Consider the following 22331-nt stretch of genomic DNA (forward strand, 5'->3'; position numbering starts at 1 on the left):
GTCCCCCAGGAAAACCTTCATGCCGGTTGATCAACGATTGGAACTGCATCAGCTGTTGCCGGCTTTGGTCGAAGGGCGGCTGATCACGCCTGAACTCGCCCAACGCTTGTCGGCACTGCCGGCCAGCAACACCCAGCACCCCTTGGAGAGCATCGCAGCCCAAGGCCCGTGCCTGGAAACCCTGACCGAATGGCTCGCCCAACAGGCCGGACAACCCTATCTGCGCATCGACCCGTTAAAGATCGACGTGGCGACGGTGGTGCCGCTGATGTCCCACGCTTTCGCCCAGCGTCACGCCATCCTCGCGGTGGCGGTGGATGCGCAAACCGTCACGGTCGCCAGCGCCCAGCCCCATGTCACCAGTTGGGAAGCCGGGCTCTCGCAGGTGCTCAAGCGTTCGATCACGCGCGTGGTCGCCAATCCCCAGGACATTACGCGCTGCATCGGTGAGTTCTACCGGCTGGCGAAGTCCGTCAGCGGCGCCGATCAAAAGGTCGCGGCACCTGGCAATGTCGACCTGCTCAACCTGGGCGCCAGCGACCAGGAGCCGGATGCCAACGACGCACACATCGTCAATATCGTCGATTGGCTACTGCAATACGCGTTCGCCCAGCGCGCCAGCGATATCCATATCGAGCCCTGCCGTGAACAGGGGCGTGTGCGCTTTCGCATCGACGGGCTGCTGCACGACGTCTATCAGTTCCCGGCCCAGGTAACGATGGCGGTGGTCAGCCGCCTGAAAAGCCTGGGTCGCATGAACGTGGCAGAAAAACGCAGGCCCCAGGACGGCCGGGTCAAGACCAAAAGCCCGGCGGGCGCGGAAGTTGAACTGCGCCTTTCCACCTTGCCCACGGCGTTTGGCGAGAAGCTGGTGATGCGGATTTTCGACCCGCAGGTCCTGCTCAAGGGCTTTGACCAGCTGGGTTTGTCGGCTGATGACCAGCAACGCTGGCAGTCCATGACGCGCCAGACCCACGGCATCATCCTGGTGACCGGCCCGACCGGTTCAGGCAAGACCAGCACGCTCTACACCACGCTCAGGCAACTGGCGACCCGGGAGGTCAACCTGTGCACCGTGGAAGATCCCGTCGAGATGGTCGAACCGGCGTTCAACCAGATGCAGGTGCAGCACAACATCGACCTGACCTTCGCCAGCGGCATCCGCGCCCTGCTGCGCCAGGATCCGGACATCATCATGATTGGCGAGATCCGCGACCAGGAGACCGCCGAGATGGCGATCCAGGCCGCACTGACCGGGCATCTGGTGCTGTCGACCTTGCATACCAACGACGCGCCCAGCGCCATCAGCCGCTTGCAGGAACTGGGCATTGCTCACTATTTGATCAAGGCCACATTATTGGGGGTGATGGCACAGCGGTTGGTACGGGTTTTATGTCCTCACTGCAAGCGGACGCTGGGTGGGGTCCATGAGGCGGTCGGATGCGTGGAATGTCGACACAGCGGCTATCGGGGCCGAGCCGGTGTGTACGAAATCATGCTGCTGAATCAAGCGCTCAAGACGCTGATCACGCCCGGCGCCGATGTGCAGGCGCTGCGCCAGGCGGCGATTGCCCAAGGCATGTGCAGCCTGCGCATGGCCGGCCTGCAAAAGGTCGAGGCGGGGCAGACCACGATGGCGGAAGTATTACGAGTAACGCCTGGGGATTCGGTAACAAATCCTTTGTTTGATCAGCAGTGAAACCGTTCTTATCGGTGACAACACCGTTACAATCGGCCCAACGTCGTTTCACTGACACATTCAGATAGGGAATCACTATGCAGATCGGAACCGTACTGCTTCTTTTCGTGGGCTTGGCCATCGCCATCCTGTTCATGGGCTTCAAGGTCGTCCCCCAGGGTTACCAGTGGACAGTCGAGCGTTTCGGCCGCTACACCAACACCCTCAAGCCTGGCCTGAACATCATCATCCCAGTCATGGACCGCATCGGTCGCAAGATCAACGTGATGGAAAGCGTGCTGGATATCCCGCCCCAGGAAGTCATCACCGCCGACAACGCCACCGTGCAGATCGACGCCGTGTGCTTCTTCCAGGTGGTCAACACCGCCCAGGCCGCGTACGAGGTCAACAACCTCGAACACGCCATCCGCAACCTGCTGCAAACCAACATCCGTACCGTGCTCGGGTCCATGGAGCTGGATGCCATGCTCAGCCAGCGTGACGGCATCAACGAGAAACTGCTGAAAACCGTGGACGAAGCCACCGCGCCATGGGGCATCAAGATCACCCGTATCGAGATCAAGGACATCAGCCCACCTGCCGACCTGATGGCCGCCATGTCGGGCCAGATGAAAGCCGAACGGATCAAGCGTGCGCAAATCCTTGAAGCTGAAGGCTTGCGCGCCTCCGCGATCCTGACCGCCGAAGGCAAGAAGCAGGCGCAGATCCTTGAGGCAGAAGGTAGCCGACAGGCTGCATTCCTTGAGTCCGAAGCCCGTGAGCGTCAGGCCGAAGCAGAAGCCCGCGCGACCCAGGTGGTGTCGGAAGCGATTGCGTCTGGCAACGTGCAGGCGGTCAATTACTTCGTCGCGCAGAAATACATCGATGCGCTGGGCAAGCTGGCATCGGCCAACAACAGCAAGGTCATCCTGATGCCGCTGGAAGCCAGCCAGGTGATCGGTGCGGTTGGTGGTATCGGCGAGATCGTCAAGGCAACGTTCGACAACAAGAAAGGCTGAGGCCAGCGCCATGTGGGATTTCCTGCAGCATCTGTCGTTTTGGGATTGGCTGGCGCTAGGTACGGTGTTGTTGATCCTTGAGGTATTCGGCGCCGGTGGTTACCTGCTGTGGATGGGCATCGCCGCGGCAGCCGTGGGCGTGATCAAGTTCCTGGTGCCGCCTTTGGGGCTGGAGTGGCAACTTCTGTTGTTTGCCGTGTTGTCGATCCTGACAGCCGTGTATTGGTGGAAGCGCCAGCGCAGCAGTGCCAAAGCCAGCGACCAGCCGGGGCTGAACGAGCGCGGCTCGGAGCTGATCGGCCGCACCTTCGTGGTGCATCAGGCGATTGTGGACGGCCGGGGCAAGGTAAAGGTGGGTGACGGCGTGTGGATGGTCACTGGCCCGGACAGCCCCGTAGGCGCTCAAGTCCGGGTAGTTGGCCAGGAAGGTGTGGTGTTAAGGGTTGAAACTGTTTAGTCAGTGATGGAACTCGGTTGGACTAACTACAATCATAAAGTACAGATAACCCACCCGGAGTCACCCATCATGCGTCTTAAATATGCTGTCGCAACCCTTGCTGTGCTTTCCCTCCCTGTCGGTTCAGCCATGGCCGACAGTTTCTGGCGCAACGTCATCTCGTCCGGCGCCACTACCGGCTCGACGTACCTGACGTTCAAGGACCATAAGCTGGTGGTCGCCGCGCAAGACGACGCAGGCAGCTTTGTTGCCAGCGATGGCGGCATCCGTGGCCCGTACCTGGAAGCGGCGATGCAGAAAGTCCGCGCCGATAACCCTGGCCTGCAAGCCACGGATATGGAGCTGGCCAACGCCATCCTCGCGAAAAACGCCGTTACCGAGTAACTCGGGCTCGATAAAAAATGCCGCTTTGAACAGCGGCATTTTTTTGCCTTCATTTCCTACGGTTATACCCGCCCAGTACTACGCATAGGTTCCTGCTTTCAATGTGGAGTACAGAGAAGTCCTGTCGAGCCTCATCCTGCTGGGCAACAAGCTAAGGGTTCCTTTTTAAATAAAGCGAATCACTGCCCATGCACAAGATTGCCTACGTACTGCTGCTCTCTGCATTTTCGACCTCCTACGCCCAGGCAGAAAGCTGGTACGGATCAGCAAAATTCAACAACGCCCGCCAGAACCTTTCCAGCTCGCTGCTCACCAGCCCTCGTGTGACTGAACGAGTGGACGCCCCAGATAGCGCCAAGTCATTCGTAGCCTCTTTCGCGGCAGGTTACGCCTTTGAGAATGGCTGGCGCCTGGAAGGGGAATACACAATGCCGAACAACTCGACATTCAAATCCTACTGGGCTCCCTTCAATGCCAACGTCAACAGCATGCAGGTCCAGAGCCAACGCTTGATGCTCAATGGCTATAAAGACATCCCTATAAACCAGTGGCTGTCGTTTTACGGTATGGCCGGTGTGGGTGTCGCTCGCATTGAAGCCGAAGGCTATCAAACCAACGAGACCCGCCGCTTTGCCAATAATCGCCAACACAACTTTGCCTACAGCGTAGGCCTGGGGCTGGAAGCCAAGGTCAGTGAGCAAATCACACTGGGGGCTGGTTATCGTTATATCGCCATGGGCGATGTTGAAACCGGCTACAACACCTTCGCAAACCGTGTGAACGCCAGGGATGAACAACTCAAAGGCAAGCTCAAGGAACAAAACGTGTTCCTGGAAGCGCGCTACACCTTCTAAAACCCGTGGAGAATGCCGCTGGTGAAGCGGCATTTTTTACTTAAACACTGACGATTCATTCACAGGCGACAGGCTATATTCAGTCACACCGTGTAACCATACCGGTACTGATCGCTTACTCATCGCCAATCTGAAACGGATGCCTTCGTCGTCATGAGCCAACAGCCCTTCCTGCCGTTCTCCAAACCCACCATCGATGAAGCCACCATCTCGGCGGTCGGCGATGTACTGCGCTCGGGCTGGATTACCAGCGGGCCGAAAGTGCAGGCATTCGAAGCTCAGTTGTCGGAATACTTTGGCGGCCGGCCGGTGCGCACCTTTAACTCGGGCACTTGCACCATGGAGATTGCCCTGCGCATTGCCGGCATCGGGCCGGGTGATGAAGTCATCACCACACCGATCTCCTGGGTGGCCACGGCCAACGTGATCCTGGAAGTCGGCGCCACGCCGGTGTTTGCCGATATCGACCCGGTCACCCGCAACATCGACCTGGCTCAGGTGGAGGCGGCGATTACCCCGCGCACCAAGGCGATCATCCCGGTTTACCTGGCCGGCCTGCCCCTGGACATGCCGATGCTGTACGCACTGGCAAACAAGTACAACCTGCGTATCGTCGAGGACGCTGCCCAGGCATTGGGTTCAAGCTGGGATGGCGAGCGCATCGGCGCCACCGGTGATTTCGTGTCGTTCAGCTTCCAGGCCAACAAGAACATCACCTCTTCAGAGGGCGGTTGCCTGGTCTTGAACAACGCCGAAGAAGCGCGTCTGGCCGAGAAGTATCGCCTGCAAGGCGTCACCCGCACCGGCTTCGATGGCTTGGATGTAGATGTGCTGGGCGGCAAGTTCAATATGACCGACATCGCCGCCGCCATTGGCCTGGGGCAGTTTGCTCATATCGAGAAGATCACCGCGCATCGCCAGAACCTGGCGCGGCACTACTTCAAGTGCTTTGGCAGTGATTTTGAAGCGTTGTACGGCGCACAACTGCCACCGGCCGACTTCGAAAACAGCAACTGGCACCTGTTCCAACTGGTGCTGCCTGAGCGCCAGGACGGCCTGCCGGCCCGCGCCACCTTCATGGAGCAGATGCAGGCCCACGGCGTCGGCATTGGCTATCACTACCCGCCGATCCACCTGCTGAGTCTTTATCGGGCACAGGGCTTCAAGGAAGGTATGTTCCCGGTGGCAGAAAAGGTCGGTCGTTTGATCGTGTCGTTGCCGATGTTCACGGCGATGACGGAGGCGGATGTGGAGCGGTCGGTAGCGGCAGTGAAAGCGGTTCTACAGCGCTGAAAACACATTGCGGGAGCCGGATAACCGGCTCCCGCAACAGGATCACTCGCCGATGGCGGCTTTGTAGCCAGCAGCATCCAGCAGTTTTTCCAGATCAGCCGGGTTGCTCGGCTTGAGCTTGAAGATCCACGCGCCGTACGGGTCGGAGTTCAGCAACTCAGGGCTACCGCTCAGCTCTTCATTGACGGCAATCACTTCGCCTGCAACCGGAGCGTAGATGTCCGAGGCGGCCTTCACCGACTCAACCACACCCGCTTGGCCGGCAGCGTCGAACTGCGCGCCCACTTCGGCCAACTCGACAAACACCACATCACCCAACGCTTCCTGAGCATGGTCGGAAATACCGACGGTCACTGTGCCGTCAGCTTCCAGGCGTGCCCATTCGTGGCTTTCGGCAAAACGCAGGTCGGCAGGGATATCGCTCATAATCTGTGTCCTCAAGAAGTAATGTCAGCGGCCATTGGCCTGCCGGAAATAGGTTAGATCAAGGTTTTGCCATGGCGCACGAAGGTCGGTTTGACCACTCGAACCGGGTACCACTTGCCGCGGATTTCCACTTCGGCCCGATCAGCCGTTGCCGTCGGTACTCGCGCCAGGGCAATGGATTTGCTCAGCGTAGGAGAGAAACTACCACTGGTGATCTCCCCTTCGCCAATATTGGCGATACGAACCACCTGGTGAGCACGTAAAACTCCACGTTCTTCCAGTACCAGCCCGACCAGTTTGAACTGCACACCCGTAGCTTTTTCTGCTTCCAGCGCGGCGCGGCCGATGAAATTGCGCTCGGCCGGCTCCCAGGCAATGCTCCAGGCCATGTTCGACGCCAACGGTGAAACGTCCTGATGGATGTCCTGACCGTAGAGGTTCATACCCGCTTCCAGGCGCAGGGTATCGCGGGCGCCAAGGCCGATGGGGGAAATACCGGCACCTACCAGGTCGTTGAAAAAGCCCGGCGCCTGCTCGGCCGGCAGGACAATCTCCAGGCCATCTTCGCCGGTGTAACCCGTACGCGCGATAAACCAATCGCCGTCGGCCTGGCCTTCGAAGGGTTTGAGCTGGTGAATCAGCGCGCCGCGCGACTGGGTCACCAGCTCGGCAATCTTCTGCCGGGCGTGGGGGCCTTGGATGGCGAGCATGGCCAGCTCAGGGCGTTCATGCAGCTGCACCTGGTAACTGCCCAGTTGCGCGTGCATCCAGGCCATGTCCTGGTCACGGGTGGCGGCATTCACCACCAGCCGATAAGCGGACTCGGTGCGGTAGACGATCATGTCGTCCACCACGCCGCCCTTTTCGTTGAGCATGGCGCTGTACAACGCACGGCCGCAGCCGTGCAGGCGTTCGACATCATTGGCCAGCAGGTACTGGAGCCATTCCTTGGCCTGGGGGCCGGTGACATCAATCACGGTCATATGAGATACATCGAACACCCCGCAATCGCGTCGCACCTGGTGGTGTTCTTCAACCTGCGAGCCGTAGTGCAGAGGCATATCCCAACCGCCAAAATCGACCATTTTCGCGCCGAGGGCGAGATGCAGGTCATACAGAGGCGTACGCTGTCCCATGGGTTTCTCCTTCCGGGCGTGGCGAAGGTGCGCGGAGCTACTGTTCGTGCTGAACACCTTGAATTACAAGGCCTGCAGCCACGCCCAGCGACCCGCTCCGAAAGACGAAGCGCACCGAATGCCGCGCATTGTAGCCGCAAGCCGTAGGACTGGCACCTAACCGATTTGCCGGGCGGAGCGTCGAATCAGCCCGATCACCGGCAACAGGCCGACCAGCACCAGTGTCAACGCGGGCAAAGAAGCCCGTGCCCATTCGCCTTCACTGGTCATTTCAAAGATGCGCACGGCCAGCGTGTCCCAGCCGAACGGGCGCATCAGCAGGGTCGCGGGCATTTCCTTGAGCACATCGACAAACACCAGCAGTGCCGCACTCAAGGTCCCCGGCAGCAACAGCGGCAGATACACTTTGCAAAACAGTCGTGGGCCACTGACGCCAAGACTGCGTGCTGCTTCCGGCAGGGAGGGCCGGATGCGCGCCAGGCTGTTTTCCAACGGCCCATAGGCCACCGCCAGGAAACGCACCAGATACGCCAGCACCAACGCCGACAGGCTGCCCAACAGCAATGGCTTGCCCGCGCCGCCGAGCCAGCCGGACAGCGGCACCACCAGTTCACGGTCCAGATAGCTGAACGCCAACATGATCGACACCGCCAACACCGAACCCGGCAAGGCATAACCGACATTGGCCAGGCTGATGCCGGAGCGAATCGCTCGCGTCGGCGCCAGCCGGTTGGCGAAGGCCAGCACCAGCGCCACGCTGACTGTGATCAGGGCAGCGATCCCGCCCAGATAAAGCGTGTGAACAATCAGGCCGGAGTAGCGCTCATCCAGATCGAAGCGACCGCGCTGCCAGAACCAGGCAACCAGTTGCAGCATCGGGATCACAAAGGCACAGGCGAACACCAGCCCACACCAACTACTCGCCGCTGCCGCTTTGAACCCGCGCAGGTGATACAGCGCCTTGCCCCGTGGCCGTTCGTTGCTCGGTCGGCTGGCGCCCCGTGCTCGCCGCTCGCCATACAGCACCAACATCACCACCAACAGCAACAGGCTGGCCAACTGGGCCGCGCTGGACAGGCTGAAAAAGCCGTACCAGGTCTTGTAGATGGCGGTGGTGAAAGTATCGAAGTTAAATACCGAGACCGCGCCGAAATCCGCCAGGGTCTCCATCAATGCCAACGCCACCCCGGCGCCAATCGCCGGCCGTGCCATGGGCAGCGCCACATGCCAGAACGCGCGCCACGGCGATTGCCCCAACACCCGCGCCGCTTCCATCAGGCCTTTGCCCTGGGCCAGGAATGCGCTGCGCGCCAGCAGATAAACGTAGGGATAGAACACCAGCACCAACACGATGATCACACCGCTGGTGGAACGCACCCGAGGCAGCCTCAAGCCACTGCCAAACCATTCGCGCAGCAGGGTTTGCACCGGGCCGGAGAAATCCAGCAAGCCGACAAACACAAAAGCCAGAACGTAGGCGGGAATGGCGAACGGCAGCATCAACGCCCAATCGAGCCAGCGCCGGCCGGGGAACTCGCAGAGGCTGGTCAGCCAGGCCAGGCTCACGCCCAGCAGGGTCACGCCGACGCCGACACCCAACACTAGGGTCAGGGTGTTGCCCAGCAGGCGCGGCATCTGGGTTTCCCAGAGGTGGGACCAGATTTGTGCATCGATGCTTTGCCAGGACAGCAACAGCACGCTCAGCGGCAGCAGCACCAGGGCAGCGACGGTGAAGACCGGCAGGTACCAGCGGCGTTGGGCGGGGTGGGCCAATGAGAAACTCTCAGAATAATAAAGATTTTCAAGGCGCCGCTAACCAATGTGGGAGCGGGCTTGTTCCTCGATGGGTTGACTGGAGATCCTATGGGGCTGCTTCGCAGCCCAGCGCAGGGCAAGCCCGCTCACCACAGCAAGCCCGCTCCCACATTTAGGACTGCGGTGTCCTACAGAGTGTACTTAGTTCCAGCCAGCCCGATCCATCAACCGGATCGCCTCAGCCTGGCGCTTGCCCGCCACTTCCACCGGCAAGGTGTCCGCCACGAACTTGCCCCAGGTCGCCACTTCCGCCGACGGCGGCACGGCCGGGTTGGCCGGGAACTCCTGGTTCACGTCGGCAAAAATCTTCTGCGCCTCAGGCGTGGTCATCCACTCCACCAGTGCCTTGGCGGCTTCCGGGTGCGGAGCGTGTTGGGTCAGGCCGATGCCCGACAGGTTCACGTGCACACCACGGTCGCCCTGGTTCGGCCAGAACAGTTTTACCGCCAGGTCCGGCTTCTGTTTGTGCAGGCGGCCATAGTAGTAGGTGTTGACGATGCCCACGTCGCACTGCCCGGCGTTGATGGCTTCCAGCACGGCGATGTCATCGGAGAACACGTCGGTGGACAGGTTGTTCACCCAGCCCTTGACGATTTCTTCGGTCTTGGCCGCACCGTGGGTTTCGATCAGGGTGGCGGTCAGCGACTGGTTGTAGACCTTTTTCGCCGTGCGCAGGCACAGGCGGCCTTCCCACTGTTTGTCGGCCAGGGCTTCGTAGGTGGTGAGGTCGCCCGGTTTTACCCGGTCGGTGGAATAGGCGATGGTCCGCGCGCGCAGGCTCAGGCCGGTCCAGGTGTGTTTGGAAGAGCGGTATTGCAGGGGAATGTTCTTGTCGATCACCTCAGAGGTGAACGGTTGCAGGATGCCCATTTGCTCAGCCTGCCAGAGGTTGCCGGCATCGACGGTGAGCAGCAGGTCGGCGGTGGCGTTTTCGCCCTCGGCCTTGATGCGCTGCATCAGCGGGGCTTCCTTGTCGGTGATGAACTTCACCTGCACGCCGGTTTTCTTGGTGTAGGCGTCGAACACCGGTTTGATCAGTTCGTCGATGCGCGAGGAGTAGACCACCACTTCGTCGGCGGCCTGCACGGTGGTGCTGCCGATCAGGGTGAGTGCCAGGGCAGTCAGGAGGCGCTTGGGTGCCAACATGGGTGCGGTCTCTCATTTGCAAAAAGAGGGCAAATGATAAGGACTCACATTTGGTAGCGCTTGGTGGAGGCGTTACCAGATGTTGCACGACTGTTTCAGGGCTGGGCCAGCTCCGGCAGATCCCCGCTCAGACCCAGCGCCTGGCGCACAAAGACGGCCTTGGCCTCGGGCATCTGGTCGACCATTTTCAAACCAGCGTTGCGCAACCAGCGCAGCGGCAGTTGATCGGCCTGGAACAGTCGCTCAAAACCCTCCATCGCCGCCATCAACGCCAGGTTGTGCGGCATGCGTCGACGCTCGTAGCGGCTCAGCACCTTCACATCGGCCAGGCGCTCGCCGCGCTCGGTCGCAGACAACAAGACTTCAGCCAGTGTCGCCGCATCCAGGAAACCCAGGTTCACGCCCTGTCCCGCCAAGGGATGGATGACGTGCGCCGCGTCGCCAATCAACGCCAGGCCTTCGGCCACATAGCGCTTGGCGTGACGCTGGCGCAGTGGCACGCAGACGCGCGGGTCGGCGCTCAACACCGTGCCGAGCCGCCCTTCGAAGGCGCGCTCCAGCTCACGGCAGAAACTTTCATCATCCAGCGCCATCAAGCGCTCGGATTCAGCCGGCGTGGTCGACCAGACGATCGAACACCAATCTTCCTGCCCGTCCCGCACCAGCGGCAAGAATGCCAGCGGGCCGGTGTCGGTAAAGCGTTGCCACGCCGTACGTTGGTGCGGCTGGCTGCTGCGTACGCTGGTGACGATGGCGTTATGCAGGTAATCCCATTCGCGGGTCGCGGTGCCGGTCAGGCGGCGCACGGCGGAATTGGCGCCATCGGCAGCCACCACCAACGGCGCACGCAACGTGCGGCCGTCGGCCAGGGTCAGCAGCCAGTCATCGCCGGAGCGGCGCATCTGTTCCAGACGTGCATTGGCCAGCAGGCCCAGGTCGCAGTCGTGCAGGCGGTCGAGCAGCGCATCCTGCACCACGCGGTTCTCGACGATATGCCCCAGCACCTCGGCATGCACACTGGCGGCCGAAAAGTGGATCTGCCCGGTGCCGCTGCCGTCCCACACTTGCATCTCGCCATAAGGGCTGGCACGGCGCGAGACGATGCCGTCCCAAACGCCCAGGCGCTCGAGGATGCGCTGGCTGGCGGCCGACAAGGCGCTCACGCGGGGTTCGAATGCGGCCTCGCGGTCGAACGGCTTGACGCTCAGCGGGCTGCCGTCGAGCAGCAGCACCTGCAGGCCACTGCCCTGCAACGCCAGCGCCAGGGCGCTTCCGACCATTCCGGCCCCGACAATCAGCACATCTGCGCGCATGTCCATGCTTTAAGCCTGTCTCGCTGGCGGCTTGCGCCGCACGTAAAGGGTTTTGTCGACTCGCGCCACCAGGGTGCCGGAGCCATCATGAATCTGGACCTTGAGGTGGGGCAGGTACTTCTCGCCCCCTTCGGTCTGCCGTCGGATCTCATCGAGCAAGGCATCATCGATGGAAAACTCGGCATACACCGGGCCTTTGCCCGGCGAAATGAAATCGATACTCGCCGCCTTGTCCCACACGATGTAGTCGCGGCCCAGGTTCTCCATCAACAGCAGCATGTAGAACGGGTCGACCATCGAATACAGGCTGCCGCCAAACTGCGTACCGACGTAATTGCGGTTGTACCAGCCCAGGCCCATGCGCACTTTGACATGCCGGAAGTCCGCGCTCAGTTCTTGCACCCGTACACCCGCGCCGAGGTACGGCGGGTACAGGCTCAGGAACCAGCGCAATAACCGCGCCTTGCCCAGGCGCTCAATCAACCAGTTACGCATCGGGACGTGTACCCAGGCCCATGGCCTGACGCGCGAACCAGCGTTTGGCCGGCGGCAGCAAGTCCAGGCCCAGCAGGCCCATGTTGCGCCCCAGGGCGACCAACGGCTGGGCGCTGCCAAACAGGCGCGTGACCTGGTCGGAGAAACCCACGGTGAGCTTCTGATCCAGGCGCTGGCGCTCGCGATAACCCTGCAAGGTGGCCAGGTCGCCCGGCACTTGCGGTCCCGCCAACAAGGCTTCAGCCAATGCATTTGCATCACGCAGGGACAGGTTGAAGCCCTGCCCCGCAATCGGGTGCAGGCTGTGGGCCGCGTTGCCGAGGATCGCCAGGTGGGAGCGCACTTGCTCCTCGGCTTCAACCAGTGTCAGCGGGTACAGATGACGGGCGCCGACTTGCTTCAGCGTGCCCAGGCGGTAGCCGAACACGCCCTGCAACTCGCTCAAAAAGCTGCGCTCGTCGAGATTGGCCAGGCGTTGCGCGTCCATGCCGATGCGCGTCCACACCAGTGCGCAGCGGTTGTCCGGCAGCGGCAGCAAGGCCATCGGGCCTTCATCGGTGAAACGCTCGAAGGCTTCGCCGTTATGGGATTCGCTGGGGGTGATGTTGGCGATCAGTGCGCTCTGGTTGTACGGGCGGGTTTTCACGCCGATGCCCAATTGCTCGCGCAAGCCGGAACGGCCACCGTCAGCCAGCACGGCGAGGTCGCACTCCAACACGGTTTCATCATTGAGGGTCAGGCGGTAGCCATCGGGCAGCGGTTCCATGCGTGTGACTTCGGCCGGGCAACGCCAGCTGACCACCTCTTTGTCCAGGCCTTGCCACAGGCATTGGCCCAACCAGGCGTTTTCCACCACATAGCCGAGGGCCGGCACGCCCTCTTCCATGGCGGACAGGCGCGCGGTGGAGAAACGCCCACGGTCGGACACATGAATCTGCTTGATCGGCTCGGCGCGGCGCGAAATCTCTTGCCACAAACCCAGGCGCTGATAGATCTGCCGGGCGCCGTAGGACAGCGCCGAAGAGCGCGCATCGTAGCTCGGCTGGTAGCTGTCGCCCGGCGCGAAGGGTTCGATCAGCACGATCTTCCAGCCCCGCGCCTTGGCCCCGGCCTGCAACGCCAGCGCCAGGCTGGCGCCGACCAGGCCGCCGCCAATGATTGCCAGGTTGACCCGGCTCATCGGGCAGCCGCCATCAGCGCTTCAATTTCAGCGACGGTCTTAGGCACGCCGCCGGTCAGGATTTCACAGCCTTGCTTGGTCACTACCACGTCGTCCTCGATGCGTACGCCAATGCCACGCCATTTCTTTGCCACATTCGGGTTGTCCGGCGAAATATAAATGCCCGGCTCTACGGTCAGCGCCATGCCGACTTCCAGCACCCGCCACTCACCGCCCACTTTGTACTCGCCCACATCATGCACATCCATGCCCAGCCAGTGGCCAGCGCGGTGCATATAGAAGGCTTTATAGGCTTCGCTGGCGATCAGCTCGTCGACGTCACCCTGCAGCAACCCCAGCTTCACCAGACCGGCAGTAATCACCTGCACGGTGGCCTCATGCGCCTGGTTCCAATGTTTATCCGGAGCGATCTCGGCAAACGCGGCCTCCTGGGAAGCCAGCACAATTTCGTAGATCGCCTTCTGTTCCGGCGAAAATTTGCCATTGACCGGCCAGGTGCGGGTGATGTCGCTCGCGTAGCAGTCAATCTCGCAACCGGCGTCAATCAGCACCAGGTCGCCGTCCTTGAGCAGCGCGTCATTCTGCTGGTAATGCAGGATGCAGCTGTTGCGCCCGGCGGCGACTATGGAGCCGTAGGCCGGCATTTTCGCGCCGCCTTTGCGGAACTCATAATCCAGTTCGGCTTCCAGGCTGAACTCATACAGGCCGGCGCGGCTGGCTTGCATCGCCTTCACGTGGGCCGCGCAGGAGATTCGCGCGGCCTCGCGCATCACCTTCACTTCTGCCGCCGATTTATACAGGCGCATGTCGTGGAGCAGATGATCCAGGGCAACGAATTCGTTCGGCGGCTGGGCGCCCAGGTGGGCCTTGGAGCGGATCACGTTGATCCATTCCATCAGGTGCCGGTCGAACTCGGCATTGCTGCCCATGGCCGAGTACACCCGATCGCGACCTTCGATGAGGCCGGGCAGGATGTCGTCGATATCGGTGATGGGGAACGCGTCGTCGGCGCCAAAGTCACGGATCGCGCCTTCGGTGCCGGCGCGCAGGCCGTCCCACAGTTCGCGTTCGGCGTTGCGCTCGCGGCAGAACAGCACGTACTCGCCGTGCTGGCGACCGGGCATCAGCACGATCACCGCTTCCGGCTCGGGGAAACCGCTCAGGTACTGGAAGTCGCTGTCCTGGCGGTATACGTGCTCGACATCGCGATTGCGGATCGCCACGGCGGCGGCCGGCAGGATCGCGATGCTGTTGGGTTCCATCTGCGCCATGAGCGCCTTGCGGCGTCGGGTGTATTCCGCTCGGGGGATATGGATCATGGGCAGATGGGCTTCCTTTCTTAGTGCAGCGAAGGCTTGGGCGCAGCGGGCTCAGCGGACTTCTTGGTCTCGGTGAACAGCAGCAGCGGCGCGACGCGCAGGTATTCCATGACTTCCATGTAGTCGCCTTCGCCGTCTTCGGACTCTTCCAGAGCGTCTTGCACCTGGGAGATCGCTGCCAAATCCTGCAACACTTCCTTGGCGTCGGTGCTCAGTTCCAGGCCGCCGGCGTTGACGCCGAAACCGTGGAGGAAGCCTTGGCACCATTGGCCCAGGGCAGCGGCGCGTTCGGCGAGCGGCGCATCGTCGGTCGGCAGCAGCAGGACCACGGTGACGTCATCACCGGTCAGCTCGCCCTTGACCATCTCTTGCAGGCCGATCAGCGCGTTACGCACGTTGTCGGTCGGCTCGGTCTCAAGCAGCTCGGCCACGTCAGCCAGCCAGTTGTCGGCATCAAAGCCAACGCCGGTGCAGCTGCGGCCCAGCAATACGCCGTGCAGTTCAGCAGGCGAGCAAGGGTGGCCGCTGGTGCTCAGCAGTTTGGAAAAAGCGTCGTACGGGGAGTTCTGAATAGGCATGGTGAGCTAGGCGCCAGACGGCGCAATGTCTAGAATGGAGCGCTGTATCCTAGCACCGGCAGACGTACCAAGACTATCAAGGGCGTCAGATCGTTTATCCTGCAGTTGCCATTCATCAGACAAATCCAGTGGAACCCAATGGAAGACACCGACCTGCAAGCGCTGATGGCCAGACTCGAATTGCTAATTACCCGGGTCGAGCAACTAAAGAGTCAAAACGGACTCCTATTAGCTCAGGAAAAGACCTGGCGCGAGGAACGCGCTCACCTCATTGAAAAAAACGAAATCGCCCGGCGTAAGGTCGAATCGATGATTTCGCGCCTGAAGGCCCTGGAGCAAGACTCATGAGTTCAAGCAATAGCGTCACCGTGCAGATCCTGGATAAAGAATATTCGATCATCTGCCCCCAGGAAGAGCGCAACAACCTGGTGAGCGCCGCCCGCTACCTGGATGGCAAGATGCGTGAAATCCGCAGCAGCGGCAAAGTGATCGGCGCCGACCGTATCGCCGTGATGGCCGCGCTGAACATTACCCACGATCTGCTGCATAAGCAGGAACGCCCTGACGTGCAGGCCAGCGGCTCGACGCGTGAGCAGGTGCGTGACCTGCTGGAGCGTGTCGATCTGGTGCTTTCCAGCGATTCAGACGCACCCAAGGGCTGATTGCCGCGACTGTTTAAGGTATACTCGCCCCACTCCCTGGCGTGTTTGCCAGTCGGCGATGTCCCTGAGCCGATTCGCACTACCCTGGAAGTTGCACGTTGGGCTGGTGTGCATGTCCGCTAGACGGAAAGCCTTAAAGCCTACTGCATCTTCCACCTTGAACTTTCGGGTTCAAGGGCTAAGTCGACAGCGGCTCTGTCGGGGAGCCTGAATTCCCAAACTCAATGCCAGTCCTCGGACTGGCATTGTTTTATGAGCCGGAAACCATGACCGAACCTGCGCCGCTTTCCCGTCCGCAACTTCGACGCATGTTGCGCAAAGCCCGCCGCGCCCTCACGCCGAGCGAGCAGCGCAAGGCCGCCCAGGGCCTGTATCGGCAACTGGCACAGCACCCGCTGTTTCGCCGGGCCAAACATATCTCTTTGTATCTACCGACGGACGGTGAAATCGATCCGCGCCTGCTGCTGCGCGCTGCCCAGCGCCGGGGCAAGGCCACTTACCTGCCGGTGCTCAGCGCCTGGCCACGGACCAAGATGGTGTTCCAGCGCGTCAGGCCTGGGGAAAAGCTGCTGCACAATCGCTTTCGCATCCTGGAGCCACGGGTGAATATCAGCCGCCAGCGCAAAGTCTGGGCCTTGGACCTGGTGCTACTGCCGTTGGTGGGGTTCGATGATGCCGGTGGACGCCTGGGCATGGGCGGCGGGTTCTACGATCGCAGCCTGGCTTACCTGGCGCGCCGCCAAAGCTGGCGCAAGCCGACGCTGTTGGGGCTGGCCCATGAATGTCAAAAGGTCGATCGATTGATACAGGCAAGCTGGGATGTGCCGTTGGCGGGCACCGTTACCGATAAGCATTGGTATAGTGCGAAGACGCCACTGGAATCAGCGGCGCCTTGAAGAAGAGTCAGCGTTTGAACGGTTGCGGCTGCTGCTGAGCCAGTTCGACGGGCGCATCGGTCTTGTTCGACCATAAGCTTTGGGCATACCCGGTGGTCACGACGCCCAGACCAAACAAAATCACCAAAATCCATAGTAAATCCGGTTTACGTTGCATCGATTGCCCCCCTGCAGGCACCTCGTACACGATGACAACAACGTTCCAAAGTAGTCCGTTGCAGCTGCGTCAAGCTTTAAAAGCCGGCATTCTGCGGTAACGTGAACCAACACGCAAACCTTGGCGCCAACCGACTGTCGGTTTGTCATCAAATTGCCTGACAACTTGCCCACTGCTTTTTTCAGGAGCCCCAAAATGGCCTATTGGCTGATGAAATCCGAGCCCGACGAACTCTCTATCAAAGGCCTGGAAAAGCTCGGCGAAGCGCGCTGGGACGGGGTGCGCAACTACCAGGCGCGCAACTTCCTGCGTGCCATGGCGGTGGGTGACCAATTTTTCTTCTACCACTCCAGTTGCCCGGAGCCGGGCATTGCCGGCATCGGCAAAATCGTCGAGGCGGCCTACCCGGACCCCACCGCGCTGGAGCCCGAAAGCCACTACTTCGACGCCAAGGCCACTCCGGAAAAAAATCCGTGGAGCGCGATCAACGTCGCCCACGTCCAGACCTTCCCCAACGTGCTTGGCCTGGGCTACCTCAAACAACAAGCCGCCCTTGCCGAACTGCCCCTGGTGCAAAAAGGCAGCCGCCTTTCAGTGATGGCCGTCACGCCCGAGCAATGGGCCGCCGTGATCAATTTGCTTTAACTGACCGGTATCAAAGCCCCACCGGGGCAAACCGCTCAAACTAGGACGCTAATGCCGCAGGAAGCAGCCATGTCGACGAACCACCACGCCTCACGCCTTTTCGCCATCGCCCTCATTGCCCTGTTGCTGGGCGCCGGCGGCTTCGGTTACTGGCGCTCCACCCAGGACCGCCTGCCCGAAGGCCTGAGCATGGGCAATGGCCGCCTGGAATCCACCGAAGTGCAGATCGCCGCCAAGATCCCCGGCCGCCTGGCCGAAGTACGCGTGGACGAAGGCGACAAGGTCCTCAAAGGCCAACTGCTCGCACGCATGGACACCCGCACGCTGGAAGCCCAGCGCGCCCAGGCCGAAGCCGAAGTGCTACGCGCCAAGGAAAACTTCGCGGCCGCCGAGGCCAACGTGCAATTGCGCCAGAGCGAGCAACTGCTGGCCAAACAGGAACTCAAGCGCACCCAGGAGCTGTACAAGCGCGGCTTCGCCAGCAGCCAGTTGATTGACCAACAGCAGGCACGGCAGAACACCGGCAACGCCGCCGTGATTGCCGCGCAAGCCCAAGTCAATTCGGTGAAGGCGGCGATTGGCGCCGCCGAAGCCCAGGTCGCCCAGCTCACCAGTGAGATCGATGACAGCAGCCTGCGCGCGCCCATCGACGGGATTATCCAACTGCGCCTGGCCGAGCCGGGCGAAGTGCTCGGCGCGGGCGGGCGCGTCCTGTTGCTGATCGACCCCAACGACCAATACATGAATCTCTACCTGCCGGCCTCCGTCACCGGCCGCCTCACCGTCGGCAGCGACGCGCGCATTCTGCTCGACGCCCTGCCCGACCAACCGCTGCCGGCGAAGATCAGCTTTGTCGCCGCCAAATCCCAGTTCACCCCCAAGGAAGTGGAAACCCGCGACGAACGCCAGAAACTGGTGTTCCGCGTCAAACTGCGCCTGACTCAACCCAGCGCCGTGCCCCAAGCCAAACCCGGCATGCCCGGCGCCGGCTACGTGCGCACGGCTGATATCGACTGGCCGGCCAACCTGCAATGACCGGCCTGGCGCTGCAAGCCACGGCGATCAACCATCGCTACGGCAAGCAACAGGCCCTGCTCGACATTACGTTCAGCCTGCCAGCCGGGACGCGTTGCGGGTTGATCGGGCCGGATGGCGCGGGCAAGTCGAGCCTGCTGGGCTTGATCGCCGGGGTCAAAAAGCTCCAGGACGGTCAACTGCAAGTGCTGGGCGGTGCGATTGAAGACCGCCGCCACCGCAACAGCCTGTACCCGCGCATCGCCTTTATGCCTCAAGGGCTGGGCGGCAACTTGTATCCCGAGTTGTCCATCAGCGAGAACATCCGTTTCTTTGCCACGTTGTTTGGCCTGTCGAAAGCCGACTGCGACCAGCGCATGCACAACCTGCTGCTGGCCACCGACCTTGCGCGCTTCGCTGAACGCCCGGCCGGCAAGCTCTCCGGCGGGATGAAGCAGAAACTCGGCCTGTGTTGCGCGCTGATCCACGACCCGGACCTGTTGATCCTCGACGAGCCCACCACCGGCGTCGACCCACTGTCACGCCGGCGCTTCTGGGAGCTGGTCGAAAGCGTCCGCCAAGAACGCCCGCAACTGACGCTGCTGGTGGCCACGGCCTACATGGAAGAAGCCGAGCAATTCGAACATTGCTTGATGCTTGATCGCGGCAAGCTGATCGCAGACGGCCTAAGCCGTGAATTGGCGGGCGCAACCGCCAGCGGCAAACTGGATGACGCCTTCACCCACTTCCAGGGCGACAGCGCCCACAACAACCAGCCGCTGGTGATTCCGCCCAGGGAAAGCAACAACACCGATATCGCCATCGAAGCCCACGACCTGACCCTGCGCTTCGGCGATTTTACCGCCGTGAACAAGGTCAGCTTCGCCATTGGCCGCGGCGAGATCTTCGGCTTCCTCGGCTCCAACGGCTGCGGCAAGACCACCACTATGAAGGTGCTCACCGGGCTGATGCCGGCCACCGAAGGCAGTGCGACGCTGCTGGGCAATCCGGTAAACGCCAAGGACCTGGCCACCCGCAAGCGCGTGGGTTTCATGTCGCAAAGCTTCTCGCTGTATGGCGAACTCAGCGTGCGCCAGAACCTGGTGCTGCATGCGCAATTGTTCGACCTGCCCAAGGCTGACAGCGGCCCGCGCATCGATGAGCTGATCCAGCGTTTCGATCTCGGTGACGTGGCCGAACAGCCCTCCGGCGAACTGCCCCTCGGCTTGCGTCAACGTTTGTCATTGGCCGTGGCAGTGCTGCATCGCCCGGAAGTGCTGATCCTCGATGAACCCACGTCGGGCGTCGACCCGGCGGCGCGAGATGATTTCTGGCGATTGCTGATCGAGCTGTCCCGCGAACAAGGTGTGACGATTTTCCTGTCCACGCACTTTATGAACGAGGCCCAGCGCTGCGACCGCATTTCCCTGATGCACGCGGGTAAAGTGCTCGCCTGCGATACGCCGCAAGCGCTGCAACGACAATTCCAGGGCGACACCTTGGAAGCGGCGTTCGTCACCTGCCTGGAACAGGCCCAAGGCGAACCTGAGCCCACGGCGCCCGCCGCAACCGTCAGCGAAACCAGCGCGCCGCCGGTGAGCAAACGCGGTTTCAGCCTGGCCCGCCTGTTGGCGGTGGCCAGCCGCGAAGGCAAAGAACTGCTGCGCGACAAGGTACGCATGGCCTTCGCGTTGCTGGGCGCGATGTTCATGATGGTGATCTTCGGCTACGGCATTTCCCTGGATGTGGAGAAACTCGCTTTCGCCGTCTACGACCAGGACCAGACGCCGCAAAGCCGCGCCTACCTGGAGGCGTTCCGAAGCTCACGCTACTTCGCCGAGCAACCGCCGATTCAGGACTCAACTGAATTGCACCGGCGCCTGCAACGTTCGGAAATCAAATTGGCCCTGGAGATCCCACCGGGCTTTGGCCGCGATCTCTACGCCGGCCGCCAGCCCAGCGTGGCCGCCTGGCTCGATGGCGGCATGCCGTTTCGCGCGGAAACCAGCCGCAATTATGTCGAGGCCGTGCACCAGGAGAACCTTCAGCAACTGGCCGAACTGAGCAGCCTGCCGCGCAACAACCCAGCGGCCGCCAAGCTGGAAACGCGCTTTCGCTATAACCAGGACGTGGTCAGCGTCAACGCCATCGGCCCCGGTGTGATGGCGCTGATCCTGGCGTTTATCCCAGCGATGCTCACCGCCCTCGGCATCGTGCGCGAGAAGGAACTGGGCTCGATCACCAACTTCTACGCCACGCCCCTGACCCGCCTGGAGTTCCTGCTCGGCAAACAGGCGCCGTACCTGGCCGTGAGCCTGGTCAACCTGGCAGTGCTGGTGGCGATGAACCGCTGGCTGTTCGGCGTGCCGTTCAAGGGCAGCGGCCTGACGCTGGCGTTCGGCGGCCTGCTCTATGTGCTGGCGACCACCAGCATGGGCCTGCTGATTTCGGCGTTCACCCGCACTCAGATCGCGGCGATCCTCGGCACCATGATCATCACCAGCCTGCCGACCATTCAATTCTCCGGGCTGATCGTGCCACGCTCGTCCCTGGAAGGCGCGGCGGCGTTGATGGGCATGCTGTTTCCGGCGGGGCACTTCCTGGATGTCGCCGTGGGCACCTTCACCAAGGCCCTGGACCTGCGCCAGTTATGGCCGCAGTGCCTGGCGCTGTTCGGGTTCTTTGTCGGGTTTACCGGGCTGAGCCTGGTCATGCTCAAGAAGCAGGAGGCCTGATGCATAAGTTCGCGCACATCCTGCGCCTGGGAATCAAGGAGCTGACCAGCCTGCGCCATGACAGCGTGTTGCTGCTGTTTCTGTTCTACGCCTTCACCGTCGCCATCTATATGCCCGCCGCCGGCTCGGTGATCGGTGTGCACAACGCCAGCGTGGCGTTTGTCGATGAAGACCACAGTTCGCTGTCGCGACAACTGGCCGAGGCGCTGCAGCCGCCCGAGTTTCAGGCCCCAACGCCGTTGGCCTATGACCAGTTGGACAAGGTCATGGACAGCGGCGAATACACCTTCGTGATCAATGTGCCGGCGAACTTCCAGGCTGACCTGCTGGCCGGCCGCCAACCCGGCGTGCAGGTGAACGTAGACGCCACGGCCATGAGCCAAGCGTTCATGGGCGCGGGCTACATCGGGCGGATTTTCCAGCGCGAATTGCTGACCTACAGCGGGCAAGCCGCCGCCAACCAGGCGCCCGCCCTGCTCACGACGCGCGCGCTGTTCAACACCAACCTGGAGGGTGGATGGTTTTTGGCGGTGATCCAGATCGTCAACAACATCACCATCCTCGCCATTATCCTGACCGGCACCGCCCTGCTGCGCGAACGCGAACACGGCACCCTCGACCATCTGCTGGTGCTGCCGCTGACGGCGCTGGAAATCATGCTGGCGAAAATCTGGAGCAACATGCTGGTGGTGGTGCTCTGTACCTGGCTGTCGTTGGAAGTGGTGGTCAAAGGGTTGCTCGGCGTGCCGCTGGCGGGGTCGTTGAGCCTGTTTCTGTTCGTGACGGCGCTGTACTTGTTTGCCAGTACGGCCTTGGGGATTTTCCTGGCGACGCTCGCACGATCGACGCCACAGTTCGGCCTGCTGGCAATCCCGGTGATCATTCCAATGCTGCTGCTCTCCGGCGGCAGTACGCCGTTGGACAGCATGCCCGAGTGGTTGCAGTGGGTGATGCAAGGGTCGCCGTCGACGCATTTTGTGAGTTTGAGTGCGGCGATTCTGTTTCGGGATGCGGGAGTGAGCGTGGTGTGGCCGGATTTGCTGGCGCTGGCGGGGATTGGGTTGGTTTTTTTTGCGGTGGCACTGGCGCGGTTCAGGAAGAGCCTGGCTTCCTGAACCGTACCCTAAAG

Annotated in this window: 23 protein-coding genes and 1 other RNA gene; 14 read left to right on the plus strand and 10 right to left on the minus strand. The window is 61.7% G+C overall.

Annotated features, from left to right (window positions below; all coding sequences use genetic code 11):
- Positions 1 to 19: 19 nt before the first annotated feature.
- The 6 genes from OZ428_RS31760 (at position 20) to OZ428_RS31785 (ending at position 5685) form a co-directional block, all read left to right on the plus strand.
- The gene (locus OZ428_RS31760; RefSeq protein WP_269132262.1) at positions 20 to 1699 is read left to right on the plus strand and encodes a GspE/PulE family protein; all 1680 of its coding nucleotides are present in this window, start codon (positions 20 to 22) and stop codon (positions 1697 to 1699) included.
- A 77-nt stretch (positions 1700 to 1776) separates the two neighbouring features.
- On the plus strand, positions 1777 to 2697 hold the full coding sequence (locus OZ428_RS31765; protein WP_010207363.1) for an SPFH domain-containing protein: 921 nt from the start codon (positions 1777 to 1779) through the stop codon (positions 2695 to 2697).
- 10 nt (positions 2698 to 2707) lie between these two features.
- A complete protein-coding gene (locus OZ428_RS31770) occupies positions 2708 to 3154 on the plus strand; it encodes an NfeD family protein (protein WP_133075511.1) in 447 nt (148 codons plus the stop codon).
- Between the two features lie 69 nt (positions 3155 to 3223).
- Positions 3224 to 3538 carry a DUF2388 domain-containing protein gene (locus OZ428_RS31775; RefSeq protein WP_003176799.1) on the plus strand — a complete coding sequence of 105 codons (315 nt, stop codon included), beginning with the start codon at positions 3224 to 3226 and terminating at the stop codon, positions 3536 to 3538.
- Positions 3539 to 3726: 188 nt separating this feature from the next.
- Positions 3727 to 4392, plus strand: coding sequence for an outer membrane protein (locus OZ428_RS31780; protein ID WP_133075512.1), 666 nt, complete (start codon positions 3727 to 3729; stop codon positions 4390 to 4392).
- A gap of 153 nt (positions 4393 to 4545) precedes the next feature.
- Entirely contained in the window at positions 4546 to 5685 is a 1140-nt protein-coding gene (locus tag OZ428_RS31785; RefSeq protein ID WP_061434545.1) for a DegT/DnrJ/EryC1/StrS family aminotransferase, read from the plus strand.
- A gap of 42 nt (positions 5686 to 5727) precedes the next feature.
- On the opposite strand, the gene gcvH is transcribed toward OZ428_RS31785, so the two are convergent.
- From gcvH to OZ428_RS31830, 9 genes are all read right to left on the minus strand, one after another.
- On the minus strand, positions 5728 to 6111 hold the full coding sequence (gene gcvH / locus OZ428_RS31790; RefSeq protein ID WP_033897550.1) for a glycine cleavage system protein GcvH: 384 nt from the start codon (positions 6109 to 6111) through the stop codon (positions 5728 to 5730).
- 53 nt (positions 6112 to 6164) lie between these two features.
- Positions 6165 to 7247, minus strand: a complete 1083-nt coding sequence (gene gcvT, locus OZ428_RS31795; RefSeq protein ID WP_269132263.1) for a glycine cleavage system aminomethyltransferase GcvT — start codon at positions 7245 to 7247, stop codon at positions 6165 to 6167.
- A gap of 156 nt (positions 7248 to 7403) precedes the next feature.
- Positions 7404 to 9020, minus strand: coding sequence for an ABC transporter permease (locus OZ428_RS31800; protein WP_269132264.1), 1617 nt, complete (start codon positions 9018 to 9020; stop codon positions 7404 to 7406).
- A 183-nt stretch (positions 9021 to 9203) separates the two neighbouring features.
- Positions 9204 to 10208, minus strand: coding sequence for an extracellular solute-binding protein (locus OZ428_RS31805; RefSeq protein WP_133075516.1), 1005 nt, complete (start codon positions 10206 to 10208; stop codon positions 9204 to 9206).
- 95 nt (positions 10209 to 10303) lie between these two features.
- The gene (locus tag OZ428_RS31810) at positions 10304 to 11521 is read right to left on the minus strand and encodes a 2-octaprenyl-3-methyl-6-methoxy-1,4-benzoquinol hydroxylase (RefSeq protein ID WP_167351277.1); all 1218 of its coding nucleotides are present in this window, start codon (positions 11519 to 11521) and stop codon (positions 10304 to 10306) included.
- Positions 11522 to 11530: 9 nt separating this feature from the next.
- Positions 11531 to 12016 (minus strand): DUF4442 domain-containing protein, encoded by a 486-nt coding sequence (locus OZ428_RS31815; protein WP_016978971.1) that lies wholly within the window; start codon positions 12014 to 12016, stop codon positions 11531 to 11533.
- A complete protein-coding gene (gene ubiH / locus OZ428_RS31820; protein ID WP_269132265.1) occupies positions 12009 to 13196 on the minus strand; it encodes a 2-octaprenyl-6-methoxyphenyl hydroxylase in 1188 nt (395 codons plus the stop codon). Before ubiH ends, OZ428_RS31815 begins: the two co-directional genes overlap by 8 nt.
- Positions 13193 to 14515, minus strand: coding sequence for a Xaa-Pro aminopeptidase (gene pepP, locus OZ428_RS31825; protein WP_133075518.1), 1323 nt, complete (start codon positions 14513 to 14515; stop codon positions 13193 to 13195). The genes ubiH and pepP overlap by 4 nt, the downstream gene beginning before the upstream one ends.
- Positions 14516 to 14535: 20 nt before the next feature.
- Positions 14536 to 15093, minus strand: coding sequence for a YecA/YgfB family protein (locus tag OZ428_RS31830; RefSeq protein ID WP_021492630.1), 558 nt, complete (start codon positions 15091 to 15093; stop codon positions 14536 to 14538).
- Positions 15094 to 15231: 138 nt separating this feature from the next.
- On the opposite strand from OZ428_RS31830, the gene OZ428_RS31835 reads away from it, so the two are divergent.
- The 4 genes from OZ428_RS31835 to OZ428_RS31850 all read left to right on the plus strand — a co-directional run bounded on the left by OZ428_RS31835 (position 15232) and on the right by OZ428_RS31850 (position 16651).
- Positions 15232 to 15441 (plus strand): TIGR02449 family protein, encoded by a 210-nt coding sequence (locus tag OZ428_RS31835; RefSeq protein WP_007982902.1) that lies wholly within the window; start codon positions 15232 to 15234, stop codon positions 15439 to 15441.
- Positions 15438 to 15755, plus strand: coding sequence for a cell division protein ZapA (locus OZ428_RS31840; protein WP_003176812.1), 318 nt, complete (start codon positions 15438 to 15440; stop codon positions 15753 to 15755). The genes OZ428_RS31835 and OZ428_RS31840 overlap by 4 nt, the downstream gene beginning before the upstream one ends.
- A gap of 30 nt (positions 15756 to 15785) precedes the next feature.
- Positions 15786 to 15964, plus strand: a non-coding RNA gene (gene ssrS, locus OZ428_RS31845) — 6S RNA.
- A gap of 57 nt (positions 15965 to 16021) precedes the next feature.
- Complete coding sequence (locus OZ428_RS31850; protein ID WP_269132266.1) at positions 16022 to 16651, plus strand: 5-formyltetrahydrofolate cyclo-ligase; 630 nt, start codon at positions 16022 to 16024, stop codon at positions 16649 to 16651.
- A 7-nt stretch (positions 16652 to 16658) separates the two neighbouring features.
- Here OZ428_RS31850 and OZ428_RS31855 read toward each other — a convergent pair whose 3' ends face one another.
- A complete protein-coding gene (locus OZ428_RS31855) occupies positions 16659 to 16808 on the minus strand; it encodes a hypothetical protein (protein ID WP_010207387.1) in 150 nt (49 codons plus the stop codon).
- A gap of 195 nt (positions 16809 to 17003) precedes the next feature.
- Between OZ428_RS31855 and OZ428_RS31860 the strand changes: the two genes are divergently transcribed.
- The 4 genes from OZ428_RS31860 (at position 17004) to OZ428_RS31875 (ending at position 22317) form a co-directional block, all read left to right on the plus strand.
- On the plus strand, positions 17004 to 17453 hold the full coding sequence (locus OZ428_RS31860) for an EVE domain-containing protein (RefSeq protein WP_038843174.1): 450 nt from the start codon (positions 17004 to 17006) through the stop codon (positions 17451 to 17453).
- A 69-nt stretch (positions 17454 to 17522) separates the two neighbouring features.
- Entirely contained in the window at positions 17523 to 18488 is a 966-nt protein-coding gene (locus OZ428_RS31865; RefSeq protein ID WP_133075519.1) for an HlyD family secretion protein, read from the plus strand.
- On the plus strand, positions 18485 to 21202 hold the full coding sequence (gene rbbA, locus OZ428_RS31870) for a ribosome-associated ATPase/putative transporter RbbA (protein WP_269132267.1): 2718 nt from the start codon (positions 18485 to 18487) through the stop codon (positions 21200 to 21202). Before OZ428_RS31865 ends, rbbA begins: the two co-directional genes overlap by 4 nt.
- The gene (locus OZ428_RS31875) at positions 21202 to 22317 is read left to right on the plus strand and encodes an ABC transporter permease (RefSeq protein ID WP_133075521.1); all 1116 of its coding nucleotides are present in this window, start codon (positions 21202 to 21204) and stop codon (positions 22315 to 22317) included. Before rbbA ends, OZ428_RS31875 begins: the two co-directional genes overlap by 1 nt.
- Positions 22318 to 22331 lie beyond the last annotated feature (14 nt).

The sequence above is a fragment of the Pseudomonas sp. GXZC genome (genome assembly GCF_026967615.1).
GTDB lineage: Bacteria > Pseudomonadota > Gammaproteobacteria > Pseudomonadales > Pseudomonadaceae > Aquipseudomonas > Aquipseudomonas azotoformans_A.

What these genes read in the sequence shown, in the direction of transcription:
- OZ428_RS31760 (WP_269132262.1), top strand. Translation starts at nt 20, where the DNA reads ATGCCGGTTGATCAACGATTGGAACTGCATCAGCTGTTGCCGGCTTTG.
- OZ428_RS31765 (WP_010207363.1), top strand. Translation starts at nt 1,777, where the DNA reads ATGCAGATCGGAACCGTACTGCTTCTTTTCGTGGGCTTGGCCATCGCC.
- OZ428_RS31770 (WP_133075511.1), top strand. Translation starts at nt 2,708, where the DNA reads ATGTGGGATTTCCTGCAGCATCTGTCGTTTTGGGATTGGCTGGCGCTA.
- OZ428_RS31775 (WP_003176799.1), top strand. Translation starts at nt 3,224, where the DNA reads ATGCGTCTTAAATATGCTGTCGCAACCCTTGCTGTGCTTTCCCTCCCT.
- OZ428_RS31780 (WP_133075512.1), top strand. Translation starts at nt 3,727, where the DNA reads ATGCACAAGATTGCCTACGTACTGCTGCTCTCTGCATTTTCGACCTCC.
- OZ428_RS31785 (WP_061434545.1), top strand. Translation starts at nt 4,546, where the DNA reads ATGAGCCAACAGCCCTTCCTGCCGTTCTCCAAACCCACCATCGATGAA.
- gcvH (WP_033897550.1), bottom strand. Translation starts at nt 6,111, where the DNA reads ATGAGCGATATCCCTGCCGACCTGCGTTTTGCCGAAAGCCACGAATGG.
- gcvT (WP_269132263.1), bottom strand. Translation starts at nt 7,247, where the DNA reads ATGGGACAGCGTACGCCTCTGTATGACCTGCATCTCGCCCTCGGCGCG.
- OZ428_RS31805 (WP_133075516.1), bottom strand. Translation starts at nt 10,208, where the DNA reads ATGTTGGCACCCAAGCGCCTCCTGACTGCCCTGGCACTCACCCTGATC.
- OZ428_RS31810 (WP_167351277.1), bottom strand. Translation starts at nt 11,521, where the DNA reads ATGCGCGCAGATGTGCTGATTGTCGGGGCCGGAATGGTCGGAAGCGCC.
- OZ428_RS31815 (WP_016978971.1), bottom strand. Translation starts at nt 12,016, where the DNA reads ATGCGTAACTGGTTGATTGAGCGCCTGGGCAAGGCGCGGTTATTGCGC.
- ubiH (WP_269132265.1), bottom strand. Translation starts at nt 13,196, where the DNA reads ATGAGCCGGGTCAACCTGGCAATCATTGGCGGCGGCCTGGTCGGCGCC.
- pepP (WP_133075518.1), bottom strand. Translation starts at nt 14,515, where the DNA reads ATGATCCATATCCCCCGAGCGGAATACACCCGACGCCGCAAGGCGCTC.
- OZ428_RS31830 (WP_021492630.1), bottom strand. Translation starts at nt 15,093, where the DNA reads ATGCCTATTCAGAACTCCCCGTACGACGCTTTTTCCAAACTGCTGAGC.
- OZ428_RS31835 (WP_007982902.1), top strand. Translation starts at nt 15,232, where the DNA reads ATGGAAGACACCGACCTGCAAGCGCTGATGGCCAGACTCGAATTGCTA.
- OZ428_RS31840 (WP_003176812.1), top strand. Translation starts at nt 15,438, where the DNA reads ATGAGTTCAAGCAATAGCGTCACCGTGCAGATCCTGGATAAAGAATAT.
- OZ428_RS31850 (WP_269132266.1), top strand. Translation starts at nt 16,022, where the DNA reads ATGACCGAACCTGCGCCGCTTTCCCGTCCGCAACTTCGACGCATGTTG.
- OZ428_RS31855 (WP_010207387.1), bottom strand. Translation starts at nt 16,808, where the DNA reads ATGCAACGTAAACCGGATTTACTATGGATTTTGGTGATTTTGTTTGGT.
- OZ428_RS31860 (WP_038843174.1), top strand. Translation starts at nt 17,004, where the DNA reads ATGGCCTATTGGCTGATGAAATCCGAGCCCGACGAACTCTCTATCAAA.
- OZ428_RS31865 (WP_133075519.1), top strand. Translation starts at nt 17,523, where the DNA reads ATGTCGACGAACCACCACGCCTCACGCCTTTTCGCCATCGCCCTCATT.
- rbbA (WP_269132267.1), top strand. Translation starts at nt 18,485, where the DNA reads ATGACCGGCCTGGCGCTGCAAGCCACGGCGATCAACCATCGCTACGGC.
- OZ428_RS31875 (WP_133075521.1), top strand. Translation starts at nt 21,202, where the DNA reads ATGCATAAGTTCGCGCACATCCTGCGCCTGGGAATCAAGGAGCTGACC.